This is a genomic window from Rhizobium acidisoli (assembly GCF_002531755.2).
GTDB lineage: Bacteria > Pseudomonadota > Alphaproteobacteria > Rhizobiales > Rhizobiaceae > Rhizobium > Rhizobium acidisoli.
The window spans coordinates 411,711-427,717 of sequence record NZ_CP034998.1; the positions used below are offsets into that span (position 1 = coordinate 411,711).

The window sequence follows — 16,007 nt, forward strand, 5'->3', positions numbered from 1 at the left end:
TACTTATATCAGCGCATTGATTTGTGCAAATTGAAGTGCGATGGTAGGCCATCCCAAAAACAGGAGGAGCATCCATGCGTGAGATCGGTCATTTCATCGGCGGCAAGCAGGTCGCCGGCACCAGCGGCCGCGTGAGCAATGTCTATAATCCGGCAACAGGCGAAGTGCAGGCGACGGTCGCGCTCGCAAACGTCGAGGAACTGCGCGCCGCTGTCGAAAACGCCAAGGCTGCGCAGCCGAAATGGGCTGCCACCAATCCGCAGCGCCGCGCCCGCGTCTTCTTCAAATTCGTCGAACTCCTGAACAAGCACATGGATGAACTTGCCGAAATGCTCTCCAAGGAGCACGGCAAGACGATCGAAGACGCCAAGGGTGACGTCATCCGCGGCCTCGAGGTCTGCGAATTCGTCTGCGGTATCCCGCATCTCGCCAAGGGCGAGTTTACCGAGGGCGCGGGTCCTGCGATCGACATGTATTCGATCCGCCAGCCGGTCGGCATCGGCGCCGGCATTACCCCCTTCAATTTCCCCGGCATGATCCCGATGTGGATGTTCGCGCCGGCGATCGCCTGCGGCAACGCCTTCATTCTGAAGCCCTCCGAGCGTGATCCCTCCCTGCCGATCCGTCTTGCCGAACTAATGATCGAGGCCGGTCTTCCCGCCGGCATCCTCAATGTCGTCAACGGCGACAAGGGTGCCGTCGACGCGATCCTCACCGATCCCGATATCGGCGCCGTCTCCTTCGTCGGCTCGACGCCGATCGCCCGTTACGTCTACGGTACGGCGGCGATGAATGGCAAGCGCGCCCAGTGCTTCGGCGGCGCCAAGAACCACATGATCATCATGCCGGATGCCGATATGGATCAGGCCGTCAACGCGCTGATGGGCGCAGGCTACGGTTCGGCTGGCGAACGCTGCATGGCGATCTCGGTTGCGGTTCCCGTTGGTGCGGAAACCGCCAACCGCCTCGTCGAAAAGCTGATCCCGAAGATCGAATCGCTGCGCATCGGCCCCTACACAGACGACCAGGCCGACATGGGCCCGCTCGTCACCAAGGACGCCTATACCCGCGTTCGCGGCCTGATCGACCGCGGCGTCGAGGAAGGCGCCAAGCTGCTCGTCGATGGCCGCGACTTCAAGCTCCAGGGTTATGAAGACGGCTATTTCGTCGGCGGCTGCCTGTTCGATCACGTCACGCCTGAGATGGATATCTACAAGACCGAAATCTTCGGACCTGTCCTCTCCGTCGTTCGCGCCCAGAATTACGAAGAGGCGCTGTCGTTGCCGATGAAGCACGAATATGGCAACGGCGTCGCGATCTACACCCGTGACGGCGATGCCGCCCGCGATTTCGCCTCGCGCATCAATATCGGCATGATCGGCATCAACGTTCCGATCCCGGTTCCGCTCGCCTACCACTCCTTCGGCGGCTGGAAAGCCTCGAGCTTCGGCGACCTCAACCAGCACGGCACGGATTCGATCAAGTTCTGGACGAAGACCAAGACCGTCACCGCTCGCTGGCCTTCCGGCATCAAGAGCGGCGCTGAATTCGTCATGCCGACGATGAAGTGATCTGACGATAGATCGATTTGCAATTCGGGGGCCTTATGGCCCCCGTTTTCGATTTCAGGTTGTCATTTCTTCGCCTTTGCTTTTCTGTTGGCGCGCTCGACACGTGATTCTCATCATGATGTGGCGGGCAATGTGCTGGGGGAAGCAAAGATCATGGATAACAGAGTGTCCGCGGGCTCCGCGGCGAACGCGTTTGAACGTGCCCGGTTCACCGGCACCGCATCGGAATATTTCGGTATCTGGATCGTCAATGTCCTTTTGACGATCGTAACGCTCGGCATCTATTCCGCCTGGGCGAAAGTGCGGCGCAATCGCTATTTCTACGGCAACACCGTCCTGCTTGGCCGCGCTTTCGAATATCACGCCACCGGCAAGCAGATTCTCATCGGTCGCCTCATCGTCTTCGCCTTCGTGGTCGTGGCCAACATTCTGGCGGCGATCCATCCGCTGTTTTCGCTGGTGACCACGATCCTGGTGCTCATCGCCCTTCCTTGGCTGATCGTCAGAGGCATACGTTTCAACGCCCGCGTGACCAGCTACCGCAATGTGCGATTTGATTTCACCGGCACGGCCGGCGGGGCCTTCGTCTCCGTGATGCTCGGAGGCCTCGTCGCCTTCCTGTCGCTGGGTCTGCTTGCGCCCCTCGCCAGCCGCTGGCTCAACCGGTATGTTTTCAACAATCTCCGCTATGGCAACCGGCCTTTCGATACCGATCCCAAGATTGGCACGCTCTACCGCGCGCTTCTCATCCCGGCCCTGATGGTCGTGCTGGGCCTAGTCGTTCTCGCCGGGTTGGTTGCGATCGCGGTCGTCGGAATGCAGGCCAATGACCCCGGCGCATTCGAGCATGACGCCGCTGTGTTGATGATAGTGTCGGGAATGTATCTTGTCGTTTTCGGCCTGATCATCGTCTATGGCCTTGCAGGCCTCATATATCGGGCCGCCGTCCATAACATCGTCTGGTCGTCGACCCGCATCGACGGCCAGCATCTCTTGCGCAGCGATCTTTCCCGTGCACGCTATGCCTGGATCGCCATATCGAACGTCGTGGTGACGATGCTTACCCTCGGCTTGATGCGCCCCTGGGCGGCGGTTCGTCTGGCACGCTATGTGGCCGAGCACACGGCGATCCGCATCGAAGGCGAAATCGGCGAGGTCTTTACGCAGTTTCAAACGACTGGCGCCGCCGTCGGTGCGGAATATATGAGTATGGAAGGGATCGATTTTGGTTTCTGACGCAGAGACCGTCGCCAAAGGGGAATGGTATCCGCCGCATTCGAGCGGCTCCGTTCCCGCACGCCTGCTGTCGCGCGGCGGGCGCCTGCTCGCCGTAACCGACGAGGATGTCGCCCTTTCGGACAGCGCGGCCGGAGAGCTCTCCTTCACGCCGCGCGTCGGGTCGATCCCCCGACGCGCCGTCTTTGCCGACGGCTCGGTCTTCGAGAGCAGCGACAATGATGCCATCGATGCCTTTCTTCGCGGCGGCGGCAGAAGCGGCTGGGTACATCGGCTGGAGGAATTTCATCCCCGCATCTTCGTCTTCGCGGTCGCGGTCGTTCTGCTCGCCGTCGGAATCTATCGTTACGCGCTGCCGGCGCTCGTCGAAGTCGCCGTCTTGGTGACGCCGCCTGTTGTTTCCGAGGCAATGTCCTATAGCGCTCTCAACACGCTCGACAGGACGGCGCTGTCCGCCAGCCAGTTGGACGAAGCCCGGCAGGCCGAAATCGCCGCTCGCTTCCGTCAGGTCGCTGCCAATGCCGAAGGCGGCGCCGGCCGTTATGTGCTGAATTTCCGCGATGGCGGCTTGATCGGTCCCAATGCTTTCGCGCTTCCCGACGGCAACATCGTCATCACCGACCAACTGGTGGAACTGGCGGGCGGCGACGACGAGATGATAACCGGCGTTGTCGCTCATGAGATCGGCCATGTCGAATACAAGCACAGCCTCCGGCAGCTTTATCGCGCCGCAGGCGTTGCCGGTCTCGTCATGCTGATTGCCGGCGATGTCGGCTCGGGCGTCGAGGATATCCTGACGCAGGGCGGCGGCCTGCTGGCCTTGTCCTATTCACGCAGTGCAGAGGCCGAGGCCGACCGGCGCTCGGTGGAGCTGATGCGCAAGGCCGGCATGGATCCTGTTGCGATCGCGCGGTTTTTCGATGTCCTGGAAGCCAAGCTCGGCGATCATGCCAGCACCAGCATGCTCTCTACCCATCCCGGCACCCCCGAACGCAAGCAGGCGATTTTGGAATATGACCGGATACTGCAGCAGGATTGACGTCGCGGCAAATGGCCTCATAAGCTGAATGCGAATTTCATATTTTGGAATTGTTCAAAACTACCAAACCGCCTATATAGGTCTGAACAGGCACGAGTCAGGAGAATGGCATGCGGTTGACGAAGCAGACCAACTATGCGGTTCGCATGTTGATGTATTGTGCTGCCAACGACGGGCACTTGAGCCGGATTCCGGAAATCGCCAGGGCTTACGGCGTGTCCGAACTGTTTCTTTTCAAGATCCTCCAGCCGCTGAACAAGGCGGGCCTCGTCGAAACCGTGCGCGGTCGCAATGGTGGCGTGCGCCTGGGCAAGCCGGCGGCCGACATTACGCTGTTCGACGTCGTCAGGGTGACGGAAGACAGTTTCGCCATGGCCGAATGCTTCGAGGATGACGGCGTGGTCGAATGCCCGCTGGTTGACAGCTGCGGCCTGAATTCGGCGCTGCGCAAGGCGCTCAACGCCTTCTTCGCCGTACTGTCGGAATATTCCATCGACGACCTCGTTAAGGCACGTCCGCAGATCAATTTCCTTCTCGGGATCACCGGCGAGCAGCCGTATCGCAAACCCGCGATCGTTGCGCCTGCCGCCTGAATTCAGAAGAGCAGGACGGAGTTTTGAAACCGCGGTGGCCCCGGCCATCGCGGTTTTTATTTTGCCGCGTATACTGGCTCGGCGAGAATAAACGCCTCAAGCCTATCAGGCTTTTCTGACCGATCAAGACACGCATAAGGGGCGCAAATATCCAAAATACGACGAAATCCCGGACGTTTTTATCCGAATCTGTCCAAATGAGGCCGATTTTTGATTGAAAATTTCTAAAATTGTCCAACTGGAAAAATTTTCTCCGTAGCCCGTTGCTTTCAGTAGATAAATGTCGTTCCATCGACCGTCGATCGGGATGCATATCTGCGGTCTCCAGACATCAAAAAAGAACAACCGGGAAACAATATTATGAAAAAGATCTCTGTCATGCTGGCAGCGACGGCCCTGATTTCGGTCATGGCGACGTCGGCCTGGTCCAAGACCCTTGTTTATTGCTCCGAGGGTTCGCCTGAGGGTTTCGACCCGAGCCTCTATACGGCTGGCACGACCTTCGACGCCTCGTCGCGTACGGTCTATAGCCGCCTGGTCGAATTCAAGCATGGCGGTACCGAGATCGAACCGGGCCTCGCCGACAGCTGGAGCGTTTCGGCCGACGGCACGGAATACACCTTCAAGCTTCATCCCGGCGTCAAGTATCAGACCACCGACTTCTTCACGCCGACGCGCGATTTCAACGCCGACGACGTCGTGTTCTCCTTCGAGCGCCAGCTGAAGGCCGACAATCCGTGGAACAAGTATGTCGAGGGCGGTTCCTACGAATATGCCGCCGGCATGGGCTTCCCGGATCTGATCAAGTCGATCGAGAAGGTCGACGACCTCACCGTCAAGTTCACGCTCAACCATCCCGAAGCGCCGTTCCTTGCCGACCTGGCGATGGACTTCGCCTCGATCGTTTCCAAGGAATATGCCGACAAGCTCGCCGCCGACGGCAAGATGGCGCAGCTCAACCAGCAGCCGCTCGGCACCGGCCCCTTCACCTTCGTCGCCTACCAGCCGGATGCCGTCATCCGCTACAAGGCGAACGAAACCTATTTCAAGGGCAAGGAAAAGATCGACGATCTGGTTTTCGCCATCACCTCTGACGCCGCCGTCCGCGCGCAGAAGCTGAAGGCCGGCGAATGCCACCTGATCCCTTATCCGAATGCGGCTGACGTTCCCGAGCTGAAGAAGGACGGCAATCTGACGGTGATGGAACAGGCCGGCCTCAATGTCGGCTTCCTCGCCTACAACACGCAGATGGCCCCGTTCGACAAGCCGGAAGTTCGCCGTGCGCTGAACATGGCGATCAACAAGCAGGCGATCATCGACGCCGTTTTCCAGGGTGCAGCGGCTGTTGCCAAGAATCCGATCCCGCCGACGATGTGGTCCTATAACGACGCCGTTCAGGACGACAAGTACGATCCGGATGCCGCCAAGAAGGCTCTCGCCGATGCAGGCGTCAAGGATCTCAGCATGAAGGTCTGGGCGATGCCGGTGTCGCGTCCCTACATGCTGAACGCGCGCCGCGCTGCCGAGCTGATCCAGGCCGATTTCGCCAAGGCCGGCGTCAAGGTCGAGATCGTTACCCATGAATGGGCCGAATATCTGAAGCTCTCCTCCGACGTGAAGCGCGACGGCGCTGTCATCCTCGGCTGGACCGGCGACAACGGCGACCCGGATAACTTCATGGATACGCTGCTTGGCTGCGATGCTGTCGGCGGCAACAACCGTGCTCAGTGGTGCAACAAGGAATATGACGACCTGATGACCAAGGCCAAGCTGACCGCCGATGTCGGCGAGCGCACCAAGGCCTATGAGCAGGCGCAGCTGATCTTCAAGAAGGAAGCCCCCTGGGCGACCCTCGATCACTCGCTCGTCTTCGTTCCGATGAGCAAGAAGGTCTCCGGCTTCTTCATGGATCCGCTCGGCATTCACCGCTTCGACGGCGTCGACGTATCCGAATAACAAGAAAAATGTAAGAATGCCCGGCAGAGCTGGGCGCAACCGGCGGTCAGGCACCCCCTGACCGCCGGAAACTATTGGACATCTGCCATGTTGCGTTTTTTCATCGGCCGCCTTGCGGTGCTGATCCCGACATTCCTCGGCGTTTCCCTCATTGCCTTCTCGTTCATCCGCATGCTGCCCGGCGATCCCGTCATGCTATTATCGGGTGAACGCGTCATGGCGCCGGAGCGGCACGCCCAGATCATGCACGATCTCGGTTTCGACCGGCCCATGTATGTGCAGTATTTCGATTATCTCGGAAAAGTGCTGCACGGCGATCTCGGCACTTCGATCGTCACCAAGCGGCCGGTTCTCGGCGAATTTCTGACGCTGTTTCCGGCAACGCTCGAACTTTCCTTCTGTGCCATCATCCTCGCCGTCTGTCTTGGCGTGCCCGCCGGCATCTTTGCCGCCGTCAAGCGAGGCACCTGGTTCGATCAGAGCGTGATGGGTGTCGCCCTGATCGGTTATTCCATGCCGATTTTCTGGTGGGGCTTGCTGCTCATCATCTTCTTCTCCGGCTATCTCGGCTGGACGCCGGTTTCCGGCCGCATCTCGCTGATGTATTTCTTCAAGCCGGTCACCGGCTTCATGCTGATCGACAGCCTGCTGTCCGGCCAGAAGGGCGCCTTCGCCTCGGCTGTCAGCTATCTCATTCTGCCGACCATCGTGCTGGCGACCATCCCGCTCGCCGTCATTGCGCGCCAGACGCGTTCGGCAATGCTCGAGGTGCTCGGCGAAGACTATGTCCGCACGGCCCGCTCGAAAGGCCTGAAGCCGCTGCGCGTCGTCGGCGTGCACGCGTTGCGCAATGCGATGATCCCGGTCATCACCACCATCGGCTTGCAGATCGGTGTTCTTCTGGCCGGCGCCATCCTCACCGAGACGATCTTCTCCTGGCCGGGCATCGGCAAATGGATGGTCGACTCGGTCTTCAAGCGTGACTACGCCGTGGTCCAGGGCGGCCTTCTGCTGATCGCCGGCGTCATCATGCTGGTCAATCTGATTGTTGATGTCCTCTACGGCTTCATCAATCCGCGCATTCGTCACTAGGAGCGGTTCATGAGCACCGTCACCGTCAAAACCGGTCAGCCATCCGCTCTTGCGGAGTTCTGGCATTATTTCTCCCGCAACAAGGGCGCCGTCATCGGCCTCGTCGTCTTCGTCATTATCCTGGTCGTCGCCGTCTTCGCGCCGGTCTTTGCGCCGCATACGCCGAACGAGCAGAACCGCCAGGTGCTCTTGGCCGTGCCGGCCTGGATGGAAGGCGGCAGCATCTCGTTCCCGCTCGGAACCGATGCCGTCGGCCGCGATATCCTTTCGCGCCTGATCTACGGCGCGCGCTTCTCGCTCTTCATCGGCGTCGTCGTCGTCACCCTTTCGGTCGTTTGCGGCGTTCTGATCGGCCTCGTTGCCGGCTATTTCCGCGGCAAGGTCGATACAGCGATCATGCGGCTGATGGATATCATCCTGGCCTTCCCGTCACTGCTGCTCGCCCTCGTGCTCGTGGCCGTGCTCGGCCCCGGCCTGACCAATGCGATGATTGCGATTTCGCTGGTCAACCAGCCGCATTTCGTGCGGCTGACGCGCGCCTCCGTCATCACGGAGCGTGAGAAGGAATATGTGATCGCCTCCCGTGTTGCCGGCGCCGGCACCTTCCGCCTGATGTTCAAGACCATCCTGCCGAACTGTCTTGGGCCGCTGATCGTCCAGGCGACGCTCGCCTTCTCGGCCGCAATCCTCGATGCCGCCGCCCTCGGCTTTCTCGGCATGGGCGCCCAGCCGCCGACGCCTGAATGGGGCACGATGCTGGCCGAATCCCGCGAGTTCATCTCGCGCGCCTGGTGGGTCGTAACATTCCCGGGTCTTGCCATCCTCATCACCGTTCTCGCCATCAATCTGATGGGTGACGGCCTGCGCGATGCGCTTGACCCCAAGCTGAAGAGGTCGTGATGCCACTTCTCGAAATTGAAAATCTGACCGTCGAATTCCAGACCTCTTCAGGTCTCTTCCGCGCCGTCGACCGCGTATCGCTCGCCTGCGACAAGGGCGAGATCCTGTCGGTGGTCGGTGAATCCGGTTCAGGCAAATCCGTTGCCATGCTGGCGCTGATGGGGCTTCTGCCCTGGACGGCGAAGATCACTGCCGACCGCATGCAGTTCGACGGCCAGGATCTGCGGGGGATCTCCGGCCGCCAGCGCCGCAGGATCGTCGGCAAGGACATGGCGATGATCTTCCAGGAGCCGATGTCGAGCCTCAATCCGTGTTTCACCGTCGGCTTTCAGCTCGGTGAGACCTTGCGCGTCCATATGGGCCTCAACCGCAAGGAGCGCCGCGAACGTTCGATCGAGCTTCTGAACCTCGTCGGCATTCCGGCGCCGGAAGACCGGCTGTCGAACTTCCCGCACCAGATGTCCGGCGGCATGAGCCAGCGCGTCATGATCGCCATGGCGCTCGCCTGCAATCCGAAGCTCTTGATCGCCGATGAGCCGACGACCGCGCTCGACGTGACGATCCAGGCGCAGATCCTCGATCTGCTCGTGCGCCTGCAGAAAGAGCAGGGCATGGCGCTGGTGCTGATCACCCACGATATGGGTGTCGTTGCCGAAACCGCCGAGCGCGTGCAGGTGCAATATGCCGGCCAGAAGGTCGAGGAGCAGCCGGTAAAGGCGCTGTTCCGCGATCCGCACCACCCCTATACCGCAGCCCTTCTCGCCGCCCTGCCGGAACGCGCCGAAGTCGGCCAGCGTCTTCCATCGATCGCCGGTGTCGTTCCCGGCCAGCACGGCCGCCCGACGGGCTGTCTTTTCGCGCCGCGCTGTGGCTACGCCACCGTCGAATGCGATCGCGGCGTCGTCCGCCAGGGGCCGGAGCTCGGGCTGGCTTTGTGCAATTATCCTTTGAAGGACGGCAAGCCGCTCGGCCATCCCGGCGTCATGGCCACTGAAACTGCAGGAGACCTGGTATGACAGGCGCTGTTCTCGAGGGCAGGGATCTCGCCCGCTTCTACACCGTCAACCGCGGTCTCTTCAAAGCCGATGCCACCGTCAAGGCGCTGAACGGCGTCAGCTTCAGCCTTCATTCCGGCAAGACGCTCGCCGTCGTCGGCGAATCCGGTTGCGGCAAGTCGACGCTCGCCCGCCTGGTCACCATGATCGAGAACCCGACAGCGGGAGAATTGCTGATCGACGGCAAGCCCGCCCGGGTCGGCGACCGCAGCCTGCGCAGCCAGGTGCAGATCGTCTTCCAGAATCCTTACGGCTCGCTCAACCCGCGCCAGAAGGTCGGCTCGATCCTGGAAGAGCCGCTGAAGATCAACACCGATCTCAACGCCGCCGCCCGCCGCCGCAAGGTGGAGGAGATGATGGCCCGCGTCGGCCTGCGTCCGGAGCACCATGGCCGCTACCCCCATATGTTCTCGGGCGGCCAGCGCCAGCGCATCGCCATTGCGCGCGCCTTGATGCTGCGGCCGAAGGTGCTGGTGCTCGACGAGCCGGTTTCGGCGCTCGACCTGTCGATCCAGGCGCAGGTGCTGAACCTGTTGATGGATCTGCAGAAGGAGATGGGCCTTGCCTATCTCTTCATCTCGCACGGCCTCTCCGTCGTCCATCACATCGCCGACGAGGTGATGGTGATGTATCTCGGCCGCCCGGTGGAAACCGGTCCCGCCGCCGAGGTCTTCGCTAGGCCGCGCCATCCCTATACGGCAGCCTTGCTGTCGGCGACGCCGATTGCCGATCCTGAGCGCGAGAAGAACCGCATCCGCCTGCAGGGCGAACTGCCGTCACCGCTGAAGCCGCCGTCCGGCTGCCATTTCAACCCGCGCTGCTGGAAGGCGCAGGACTATTGCCGCCAGGTTTCTCCCGAACTAAGGGGAGAGGGTGCACAACAATATGCCTGTCACTTCCCGCTCGATTGAGTGGGAAATGGGAATTCCAGGAAAAGTGTGAAGCGGTTTTCCGTCCGGAATGACTGACAGTTAGAAGCTTCAGGAGGAAACATGCCGGATCTGCGGACGAACAAACCTCATGCGATCATCGTCATGGGGGTCAGCGGCTGCGGCAAATCCTCTGTCGGCGAAAAGCTCGCGGAAGCCCTGCACCTGGCTTTCGTCGAAGGCGATGCACTGCATCCGGCCGCCAATGTCGAGAAGATGTCGAAGGGCATTCCACTGACCGACGAGGACCGGATGCCTTGGCTCGACCGCATCGGCGAAGACATCAAGGCCTCGCTGGAGAAAGGCGAGGGCATCATCGTCTCCTGCTCGGCGCTGAAGCGCATCTATCGCGACAGGCTGCGGGCTGCGGCCGGCGGCAATCTGTTCTTCGTCTATCTCGAAGGATCGAAGGCGCTACTGACGCAGCGCATGGGTGAGCGCAAAGGGCATTTCATGCCGGTGTCGCTGCTGGAAAGCCAGTTGGCAACGCTTGAGGTGCCGACAGGCGAGCAAGGTGTCGTCACCGTCGATATCGACGATACGGTGCAAGGCATCGCGGCAACGGCCCTCGAAGGGCTTGCCACTCTCGGCGTTACGGGTTGAAACGCTGCGGCGCATAAGCCGCAATATCGATGAACGGCGTCTCGCCGGTGATGAGTTCGGCAAGCACCCGGCCGGTCACCGGCCCGAGCGTCAGCCCGTGATGGGCATGTCCGAAGGCGAACCACAGGCCCTGATGGCGCGGCGCCTTGCCGATGATCGGCATCATGTCCGGCGTGCAGGGGCGGGCGCCCATCCAGGGTTCAGGATCGAGCCTGTCTCCGAGCGGGAAGATCGTGCGGGCCACCGCCTCGGCCCGGTCGAGCTGGACCGGTGTTTTCGGCGCATCAAGCGTTGCGAACTCCGCGCCCGTCGTCAGGCGGATGCCGCGCCGCATCGGCGCAAGGAGATAGCCACGTTCGGCATCGAGCATCCAGTTGTTGAGCACCGCATCGCCCTTGGCGGCATAATGCATGTGATAGCCGCGCTTGACGCCGAGCGGAAAGGAATAGCCGAGGCGGCGCGTTGCAAGCGCCGCCCAGGGGCCGAGCGCAATCACCGCATCGCCGGCTTCGAGCGGGCCTTCCCCAGTCATGATCTTCCAGCCGGAGCCGAACTGGCTAAGCGAGGCGGCGTCGCCTGTGACGAACCTGCCGCCGAGGCTTTCGAAATAGCCGCGATAGGCCGATGTCAGCGCATGCGGATCGAGCACCGACCAGGGATCACGCCAGCGGATGCCGCCGGCGAAAACGCCTGTCATGTCAGGTTCCATGCGGGCGATATCGGCCGAGGTCACGCTGTCATATGCCACCCCGAATTCGTTCCGCCAAAGTGCTGCCTCTCCAAGGGCTTCGTCACGCCTGGCAGGCGTGCGGAAAATCTTTATCCAGCCATCCCTGCGGATCAGCGCCTGCGCCTCGGACGCTTCGATCAGGTCCTTGTGTTCGGCAATCGAATTTTCGATCAGCGGCGCATAGGCCCGGGTGATGAGAGCGTGGCGCCGGGCGTTCGAATTCCACCAGTAGCGGGCGAGAAAGGCAAGCTGGCTCGGCAGCGTGCGCAGATGGTAATGCGCATCGATGCGGTTGTTCAGCGCATAACGCAGCAACAGGCCAAGCTGCTGCGGAAACCCGTAGGGCGCAACACCTTCGCGCTGGATCAGACCGGCATTGCCGAAAGAGGTTTCGTTGCCCGGATTCTTGCGGTCGATCAGCGTCACCTGCCGGCCGCGCCGTTGAAGATGGATAGCCGTCGACACGCCGACGATGCCGGCGCCGAGCACGATTGCGTTTTTCGTCATTCCCTGCATTCCGCTTTGTTATCGCAGTGAAAATGCCCCTGCCGATACCGCGGAGCAAACGAAAAATCGCCTTCATTTCAAAATCATTGCGCTTTTCAGTGCGGCATTTTCGGCCTTCATGCGGACATAGAGGACGCAGGCGTTGAGAAGTGAAAAGCCGATCGCGAAAAAGGGGAGGCCAAAGGCCAGCGGAAGGGCGGCGATCTCGCCGACGACGATCGCGTAGTTCGGATGCCGGAGGAAGCGATAGGGGCCTGATGTGACGAGCGGCGCGCCGGGCAGGATGATGATGCGCGTCGTCCAGCGGTCTTTCAGCGTGGCCAGAACCCAAAGCCGCAGCGCCTGCAGCCCGATGAAGACGGCAAACCAGAAGAGCTCGACCGGCCTGCCGGGTGCCAGCAGCCAGAGGCCGATGATCCAGCCGGCGTGCAGCGCCACCATAGCCGGATAGTGTTCCGGCGCCAGTTCCCTGGCGCCTCTGGCGAGAAGGGCGGCAGTGTTACACCGGGCAAGCACGAGTTCGCCAAGCCGCTGCAGCGTCACGAAGGCAAGGAGCGCGATCGATGGCCAGATCATGCCATCCTCCGGAGCGTCACGCAGCTCGCCGAAAAGCCCGGCCCCATGGCGATCATCGCCGAGCGCTCCGGCAATCCGGCGCGGATCGCCCGCTCGAGCACGAACAGAATGGTCGGCGAGGACATATTGCCGTAGTCGGCAAGCACGCCGCGCTCGTGATCAAGGGTGCCCGGCGTCAGCGAAAGCGCGCTCTCCATCGCGGCCAGGACTTTGGTGCCGCCGGGATGGCAGATGAAGCGATCGATATCTGCAGGTGTCAGTCCGTTTCGCGCCAGAATGGCGGTCACCGCCGGGCCGAGCTCCTTTTCGGCAAAAGGCGGCAGGGATTGCGCCAGCACGATGCCGAAACCGCCGTCGTCGATCTTCCAGCCCATGATGTCGAGCGTGTCGGGAAAGAGATGGTCGCCGGTCGATTCCACCTCCGCCAGCCCGCCTTTGCCGGATCGCAGCACGCAGGCGGCGGCACCGTCGCCGAAAAGCGCCGTCGCAATGATGTTTGGCCGCGTCAGCTCGTCAAGCCGGAAGGCAAGCGTGCAGAGCTCGATCGAGACGAAGAGCACGACGGCGCCTGGCCGGCTTCTTGCCAGCCGGGAGGCGATCGCAAAGCCTGATACCCCGGCTGCACAGCCGAGCCCGAACACCGGCACACGCTCGATATCGGCCCTGAAGCCCATCCGGCGCGCCATCTGCGCATCGAGGCTCGGCGTCGTAAAACCGGTCGACGAGACTGTCACGACACAGTCGACATCGCCGGCTTCAAGCCCCGCCCGGGAAAGGGCTGAGCTGGCGGCTTCGACAAAGAGCTCAGCTGCCACCTCCGCATAGGCCTGCATCCGGTCTTGCCAGCCATGCGGCTCGTCGAACCAGGCGAGCGGCCGCGCCGCATGGCGCTTTTGAATGCCGGCGCTGTCGAAGACGCGGGCAAGATGGCGGAAATCCTCAAAACGATCGGCAAACAGCCGGCCGGAGGCTTCGACCGCTTCTTTCTGGAAAATGACATGTTCAGGTGCGGCGACGGCGAGGCTGACGAGTTTTACGGTATCGGTCACTAAATTCTCCTTGTCGTTCCCGGCGTAACGCTGAGAACACCCGGTTTCGACGATCTATTCGGCCGCGGTGGCTTCACGAAGCCGTGATTGAGAAAATAGGAAGGCTGCCGAATAAAGCGCGGGGCAGCGGTGTTTTCTCCTCGCAACGTCACTTTCGAGGAGTTTTCCGATGACGATCATGACAGTCCGTATTGCTTCCCTCTTTCTCGGCGGCTGCCTTGCCGCTTCCGTTTTCTCGGGCCCGGTCTTTGCAGCCGGCAATGACAGCAGCACGATGCCGACCTGCAAGAAGGGTGAGATCTACGACCAGAAGACCAAGAAATGCGTCAAGCAGCAGAGCGCCAACGTCTCGGACGAGAACCGCACCGACTACGCCTATTCGCTGGCCAAGACCGGCCGCTATGAAGAGGCGCTTGCTATGCTCGACACGGTCAAGGACCAGAATACCGCCGAGGTGCTCAATTATCGCGGTTATGCCACCCGCAAGCTCGGCCGCACCGACGAGGGCATCTCCTATTACCTCAAGTCGGTGAAGATGGACCCGCAATACGCCAAGGTCCGCGAATATCTCGGCGAAGCCTATGTCATTAAGGGTCAGCTCGACCTTGCCAAGGATCAGTTGAGCACCATCAAGGCGATCTGCGGCACCTCTTGTGAGGAATATCAGGATCTGAGCGCCGCCATCATCGACCCGTCGAAGATCTGATTGGCAGGCACCGGCGGGAAACGAAACAGAGAAAGGCATGGGAGAATGTCTGTCGCGCCTACCTCATTTCCTGCCTATAGTCGCGCGAGAATGGAATCGCCGGTTCGTCCGGCGGTTTCGAAAAATGCAGGATCGGCGGAGGCGGCCATCGCCAGCGAAGCGGATATCAGGAGCGGCCTGACGGAAAATCTGGCAAGGCTCTGGCGTTATGGTCTTGTTCTCTCGCATCAGCGCGATGTCGCCGACGATCTGGTGCAGGCGACCTGCGTTCGCGCGCTGGAACGCGCCGATCAGTTCATTCCCGGCACCCGGCTCGACCGCTGGCTGTTTTCGATCCTCCATTCGATCTGGCTGAACGAGATCCGTTCCCGCCGGGTGCGCCAGGGCCAGGGTTTCGTCGATGCCCGGGAGACGCTGACCTTCGACGGCGCGCATGCCACCGAAACGCAGGTGATGGCCGGTCAGGTGCTGAAACGGGTCAATGCGCTGCCCGAAGCACAGAGAACGGTGGTTTTCCTCGCCTATGTCGAAGGGCTTTCCTATCGCGAGGTGGCAAGCATATTGGATATTCCGATCGGAACCGTGATGAGCCGGCTGGCGGCTGCCCGCGCCAGGCTCTCCGGCGATGGCCTGGAAGGGGGACGGCAATGAACACGAAGCAAATCATTCCCTCCGACGAGGATCTGACCGCCTTCATCGACGGCGAATTGACGGCCGAAGAAGCCGCGCGCATCGAAAGTCTGGTGAACGAAGACGAGAGCGTCGCCGAGCGGCTGGAATTCCTGGCCCGCGCCAGCCTGCCCTTCGAGCAGGCTTTTGCGCCGCTGCTGTCGCAGGCTCCACGCGAGAAACTGCAAACGATGCTCGCCGCCATCCCCGTGCCTGAGAGCGCTAAACCCGGCGCTACGCCTGTATCCGCCAGTCGCCGCCGCTTCCTCGGCGCGCTTGCCGCCTCGCTTGTCGCCGGCGTCGCGATCGACCGCGCTGTCCTCGGCATCGGCAAAGGCATTTCGGCCAAGGATGAAAACAGCGAATGGCGCGCCGTGGTCGCCGACTATATCTCGCTCTATACGCCGGAGACTCTCGCCGGCCCCGTGCCCGAGAGAGACGTCCAGGCCGCCCAGCTCGCAGGCCTCGACGAAAAGCTCGGCCTATCGCTTTCCCCCGAATCCGTTTCTCTGCCGGGCATCGATTTCAAACGCGCTCTGCTGCTGCAATATGATGGCAAACCGCTCGCTCAGATCGCCTATCTCGACCCGGAAAGCGGCCCGATGGCGCTCTGCATCGTCCGCTCCGATGCCGGCCGCAAGGCGCCGGATCTCGAAAGTCGTAAGGGCATGAACGTCGTCTACTGGTCGAACGGCACGCACGCCTTCATGCTGATCGGCCATGCCGAGGCGGACAGGATGACGGCGATTGCCGATGAGGTGCGGGGGAGGGTGGCGGCCTAACCCGCTATTGGCCC

16 protein-coding genes are annotated in these 16,007 nt (G+C 61.5%); 13 read left to right on the top strand and 3 right to left on the bottom strand.

Annotated elements, in window-relative coordinates:
* Positions 1 to 74: 74 nt before the first annotated feature.
* From CO657_RS02015 to CO657_RS02060, 10 genes are all read left to right on the top strand, one after another.
* Positions 75 to 1,571, top strand: a complete 1,497-nt coding sequence (locus tag CO657_RS02015; protein ID WP_054181361.1) for a CoA-acylating methylmalonate-semialdehyde dehydrogenase — start codon at positions 75 to 77, stop codon at positions 1,569 to 1,571.
* Between the two features lie 153 nt (positions 1,572 to 1,724).
* Positions 1,725 to 2,807: a YjgN family protein gene (locus CO657_RS02020; protein WP_054181362.1), complete on the top strand. Its 1,083-nt coding sequence runs from the start codon at positions 1,725 to 1,727 to the stop codon at positions 2,805 to 2,807.
* The gene (locus CO657_RS02025; RefSeq protein WP_054181363.1) at positions 2,797 to 3,846 is read left to right on the top strand and encodes a M48 family metallopeptidase; all 1,050 of its coding nucleotides are present in this window, start codon (positions 2,797 to 2,799) and stop codon (positions 3,844 to 3,846) included. Before CO657_RS02020 ends, CO657_RS02025 begins: the two co-directional genes overlap by 11 nt.
* Positions 3,847 to 3,956: 110 nt before the next feature.
* The gene (gene rirA / locus CO657_RS02030) at positions 3,957 to 4,439 is read left to right on the top strand and encodes an iron-responsive transcriptional regulator RirA (RefSeq protein WP_003588420.1); all 483 of its coding nucleotides are present in this window, start codon (positions 3,957 to 3,959) and stop codon (positions 4,437 to 4,439) included.
* 360 nt (positions 4,440 to 4,799) lie between these two features.
* Positions 4,800 to 6,395 (top strand): ABC transporter substrate-binding protein, encoded by a 1,596-nt coding sequence (locus tag CO657_RS02035; protein ID WP_003588419.1) that lies wholly within the window; start codon positions 4,800 to 4,802, stop codon positions 6,393 to 6,395.
* Between the two features lie 87 nt (positions 6,396 to 6,482).
* Complete coding sequence (locus CO657_RS02040) at positions 6,483 to 7,487, top strand: ABC transporter permease subunit (RefSeq protein ID WP_003588417.1); 1,005 nt, start codon at positions 6,483 to 6,485, stop codon at positions 7,485 to 7,487.
* Between the two features lie 9 nt (positions 7,488 to 7,496).
* Positions 7,497 to 8,387, top strand: a complete 891-nt coding sequence (locus CO657_RS02045; protein ID WP_003588415.1) for an ABC transporter permease subunit — start codon at positions 7,497 to 7,499, stop codon at positions 8,385 to 8,387.
* Positions 8,387 to 9,403, top strand: coding sequence for an ABC transporter ATP-binding protein (locus tag CO657_RS02050; protein ID WP_054181364.1), 1,017 nt, complete (start codon positions 8,387 to 8,389; stop codon positions 9,401 to 9,403). The genes CO657_RS02045 and CO657_RS02050 overlap by 1 nt, the downstream gene beginning before the upstream one ends.
* A complete protein-coding gene (locus tag CO657_RS02055) occupies positions 9,400 to 10,353 on the top strand; it encodes a peptide ABC transporter ATP-binding protein (protein ID WP_003588411.1) in 954 nt (317 codons plus the stop codon). Before CO657_RS02050 ends, CO657_RS02055 begins: the two co-directional genes overlap by 4 nt.
* 81 nt (positions 10,354 to 10,434) lie before the next feature.
* Positions 10,435 to 10,974 carry a gluconokinase gene (locus CO657_RS02060; RefSeq protein WP_054181365.1) on the top strand — a complete coding sequence of 180 codons (540 nt, stop codon included), beginning with the start codon at positions 10,435 to 10,437 and terminating at the stop codon, positions 10,972 to 10,974.
* On the opposite strand, the gene CO657_RS02065 is transcribed toward CO657_RS02060, so the two are convergent.
* The 3 genes from CO657_RS02065 to CO657_RS02075 all read right to left on the bottom strand — a co-directional run bounded on the left by CO657_RS02065 (position 10,964) and on the right by CO657_RS02075 (position 13,836).
* Positions 10,964 to 12,211: an NAD(P)/FAD-dependent oxidoreductase gene (locus CO657_RS02065; protein ID WP_054181366.1), complete on the bottom strand. Its 1,248-nt coding sequence runs from the start codon at positions 12,209 to 12,211 to the stop codon at positions 10,964 to 10,966. The genes CO657_RS02060 and CO657_RS02065 overlap by 11 nt on opposite strands.
* A 72-nt stretch (positions 12,212 to 12,283) precedes the next feature.
* Positions 12,284 to 12,787: an isoprenylcysteine carboxyl methyltransferase family protein gene (locus CO657_RS02070; RefSeq protein ID WP_054181367.1), complete on the bottom strand. Its 504-nt coding sequence runs from the start codon at positions 12,785 to 12,787 to the stop codon at positions 12,284 to 12,286.
* Positions 12,784 to 13,836 carry a type III polyketide synthase gene (locus tag CO657_RS02075; protein ID WP_054181368.1) on the bottom strand — a complete coding sequence of 351 codons (1,053 nt, stop codon included), beginning with the start codon at positions 13,834 to 13,836 and terminating at the stop codon, positions 12,784 to 12,786. The genes CO657_RS02070 and CO657_RS02075 overlap by 4 nt, the downstream gene beginning before the upstream one ends.
* A gap of 169 nt (positions 13,837 to 14,005) precedes the next feature.
* On the opposite strand from CO657_RS02075, the gene CO657_RS02080 reads away from it, so the two are divergent.
* The 3 genes from CO657_RS02080 to CO657_RS02090 are packed head-to-tail and all read left to right on the top strand — an operon-like array spanning position 14,006 to position 15,993.
* Complete coding sequence (locus tag CO657_RS02080; RefSeq protein ID WP_003588403.1) at positions 14,006 to 14,542, top strand: tetratricopeptide repeat protein; 537 nt, start codon at positions 14,006 to 14,008, stop codon at positions 14,540 to 14,542.
* A gap of 45 nt (positions 14,543 to 14,587) precedes the next feature.
* Positions 14,588 to 15,193: an RNA polymerase sigma factor gene (locus CO657_RS02085; RefSeq protein WP_012556655.1), complete on the top strand. Its 606-nt coding sequence runs from the start codon at positions 14,588 to 14,590 to the stop codon at positions 15,191 to 15,193.
* A complete protein-coding gene (locus CO657_RS02090; RefSeq protein WP_054181369.1) occupies positions 15,190 to 15,993 on the top strand; it encodes an anti-sigma factor family protein in 804 nt (267 codons plus the stop codon). The genes CO657_RS02085 and CO657_RS02090 overlap by 4 nt, the downstream gene beginning before the upstream one ends.
* Positions 15,994 to 16,007 lie beyond the last annotated feature (14 nt).

Bases quoted from the DNA above. Each gene is read 5' to 3' on its own strand.
- CO657_RS02060 (WP_054181365.1), top strand. From the start codon at position 10,435: ATGCCGGATCTGCGGACGAACAAACCTCATGCGATCATCGTCATGGGG.
- CO657_RS02085 (WP_012556655.1), top strand. From the start codon at position 14,588: ATGTCTGTCGCGCCTACCTCATTTCCTGCCTATAGTCGCGCGAGAATG.
- CO657_RS02040 (WP_003588417.1), top strand. From the start codon at position 6,483: ATGTTGCGTTTTTTCATCGGCCGCCTTGCGGTGCTGATCCCGACATTC.
- CO657_RS02050 (WP_054181364.1), top strand. From the start codon at position 8,387: ATGCCACTTCTCGAAATTGAAAATCTGACCGTCGAATTCCAGACCTCT.
- CO657_RS02020 (WP_054181362.1), top strand. From the start codon at position 1,725: ATGGATAACAGAGTGTCCGCGGGCTCCGCGGCGAACGCGTTTGAACGT.
- CO657_RS02035 (WP_003588419.1), top strand. From the start codon at position 4,800: ATGAAAAAGATCTCTGTCATGCTGGCAGCGACGGCCCTGATTTCGGTC.
- CO657_RS02090 (WP_054181369.1), top strand. From the start codon at position 15,190: ATGAACACGAAGCAAATCATTCCCTCCGACGAGGATCTGACCGCCTTC.
- CO657_RS02055 (WP_003588411.1), top strand. From the start codon at position 9,400: ATGACAGGCGCTGTTCTCGAGGGCAGGGATCTCGCCCGCTTCTACACC.
- rirA (WP_003588420.1), top strand. From the start codon at position 3,957: ATGCGGTTGACGAAGCAGACCAACTATGCGGTTCGCATGTTGATGTAT.
- CO657_RS02045 (WP_003588415.1), top strand. From the start codon at position 7,497: ATGAGCACCGTCACCGTCAAAACCGGTCAGCCATCCGCTCTTGCGGAG.
- CO657_RS02080 (WP_003588403.1), top strand. From the start codon at position 14,006: ATGACGATCATGACAGTCCGTATTGCTTCCCTCTTTCTCGGCGGCTGC.
- CO657_RS02065 (WP_054181366.1), bottom strand. From the start codon at position 12,211: ATGACGAAAAACGCAATCGTGCTCGGCGCCGGCATCGTCGGCGTGTCG.
- CO657_RS02070 (WP_054181367.1), bottom strand. From the start codon at position 12,787: ATGATCTGGCCATCGATCGCGCTCCTTGCCTTCGTGACGCTGCAGCGG.
- CO657_RS02015 (WP_054181361.1), top strand. From the start codon at position 75: ATGCGTGAGATCGGTCATTTCATCGGCGGCAAGCAGGTCGCCGGCACC.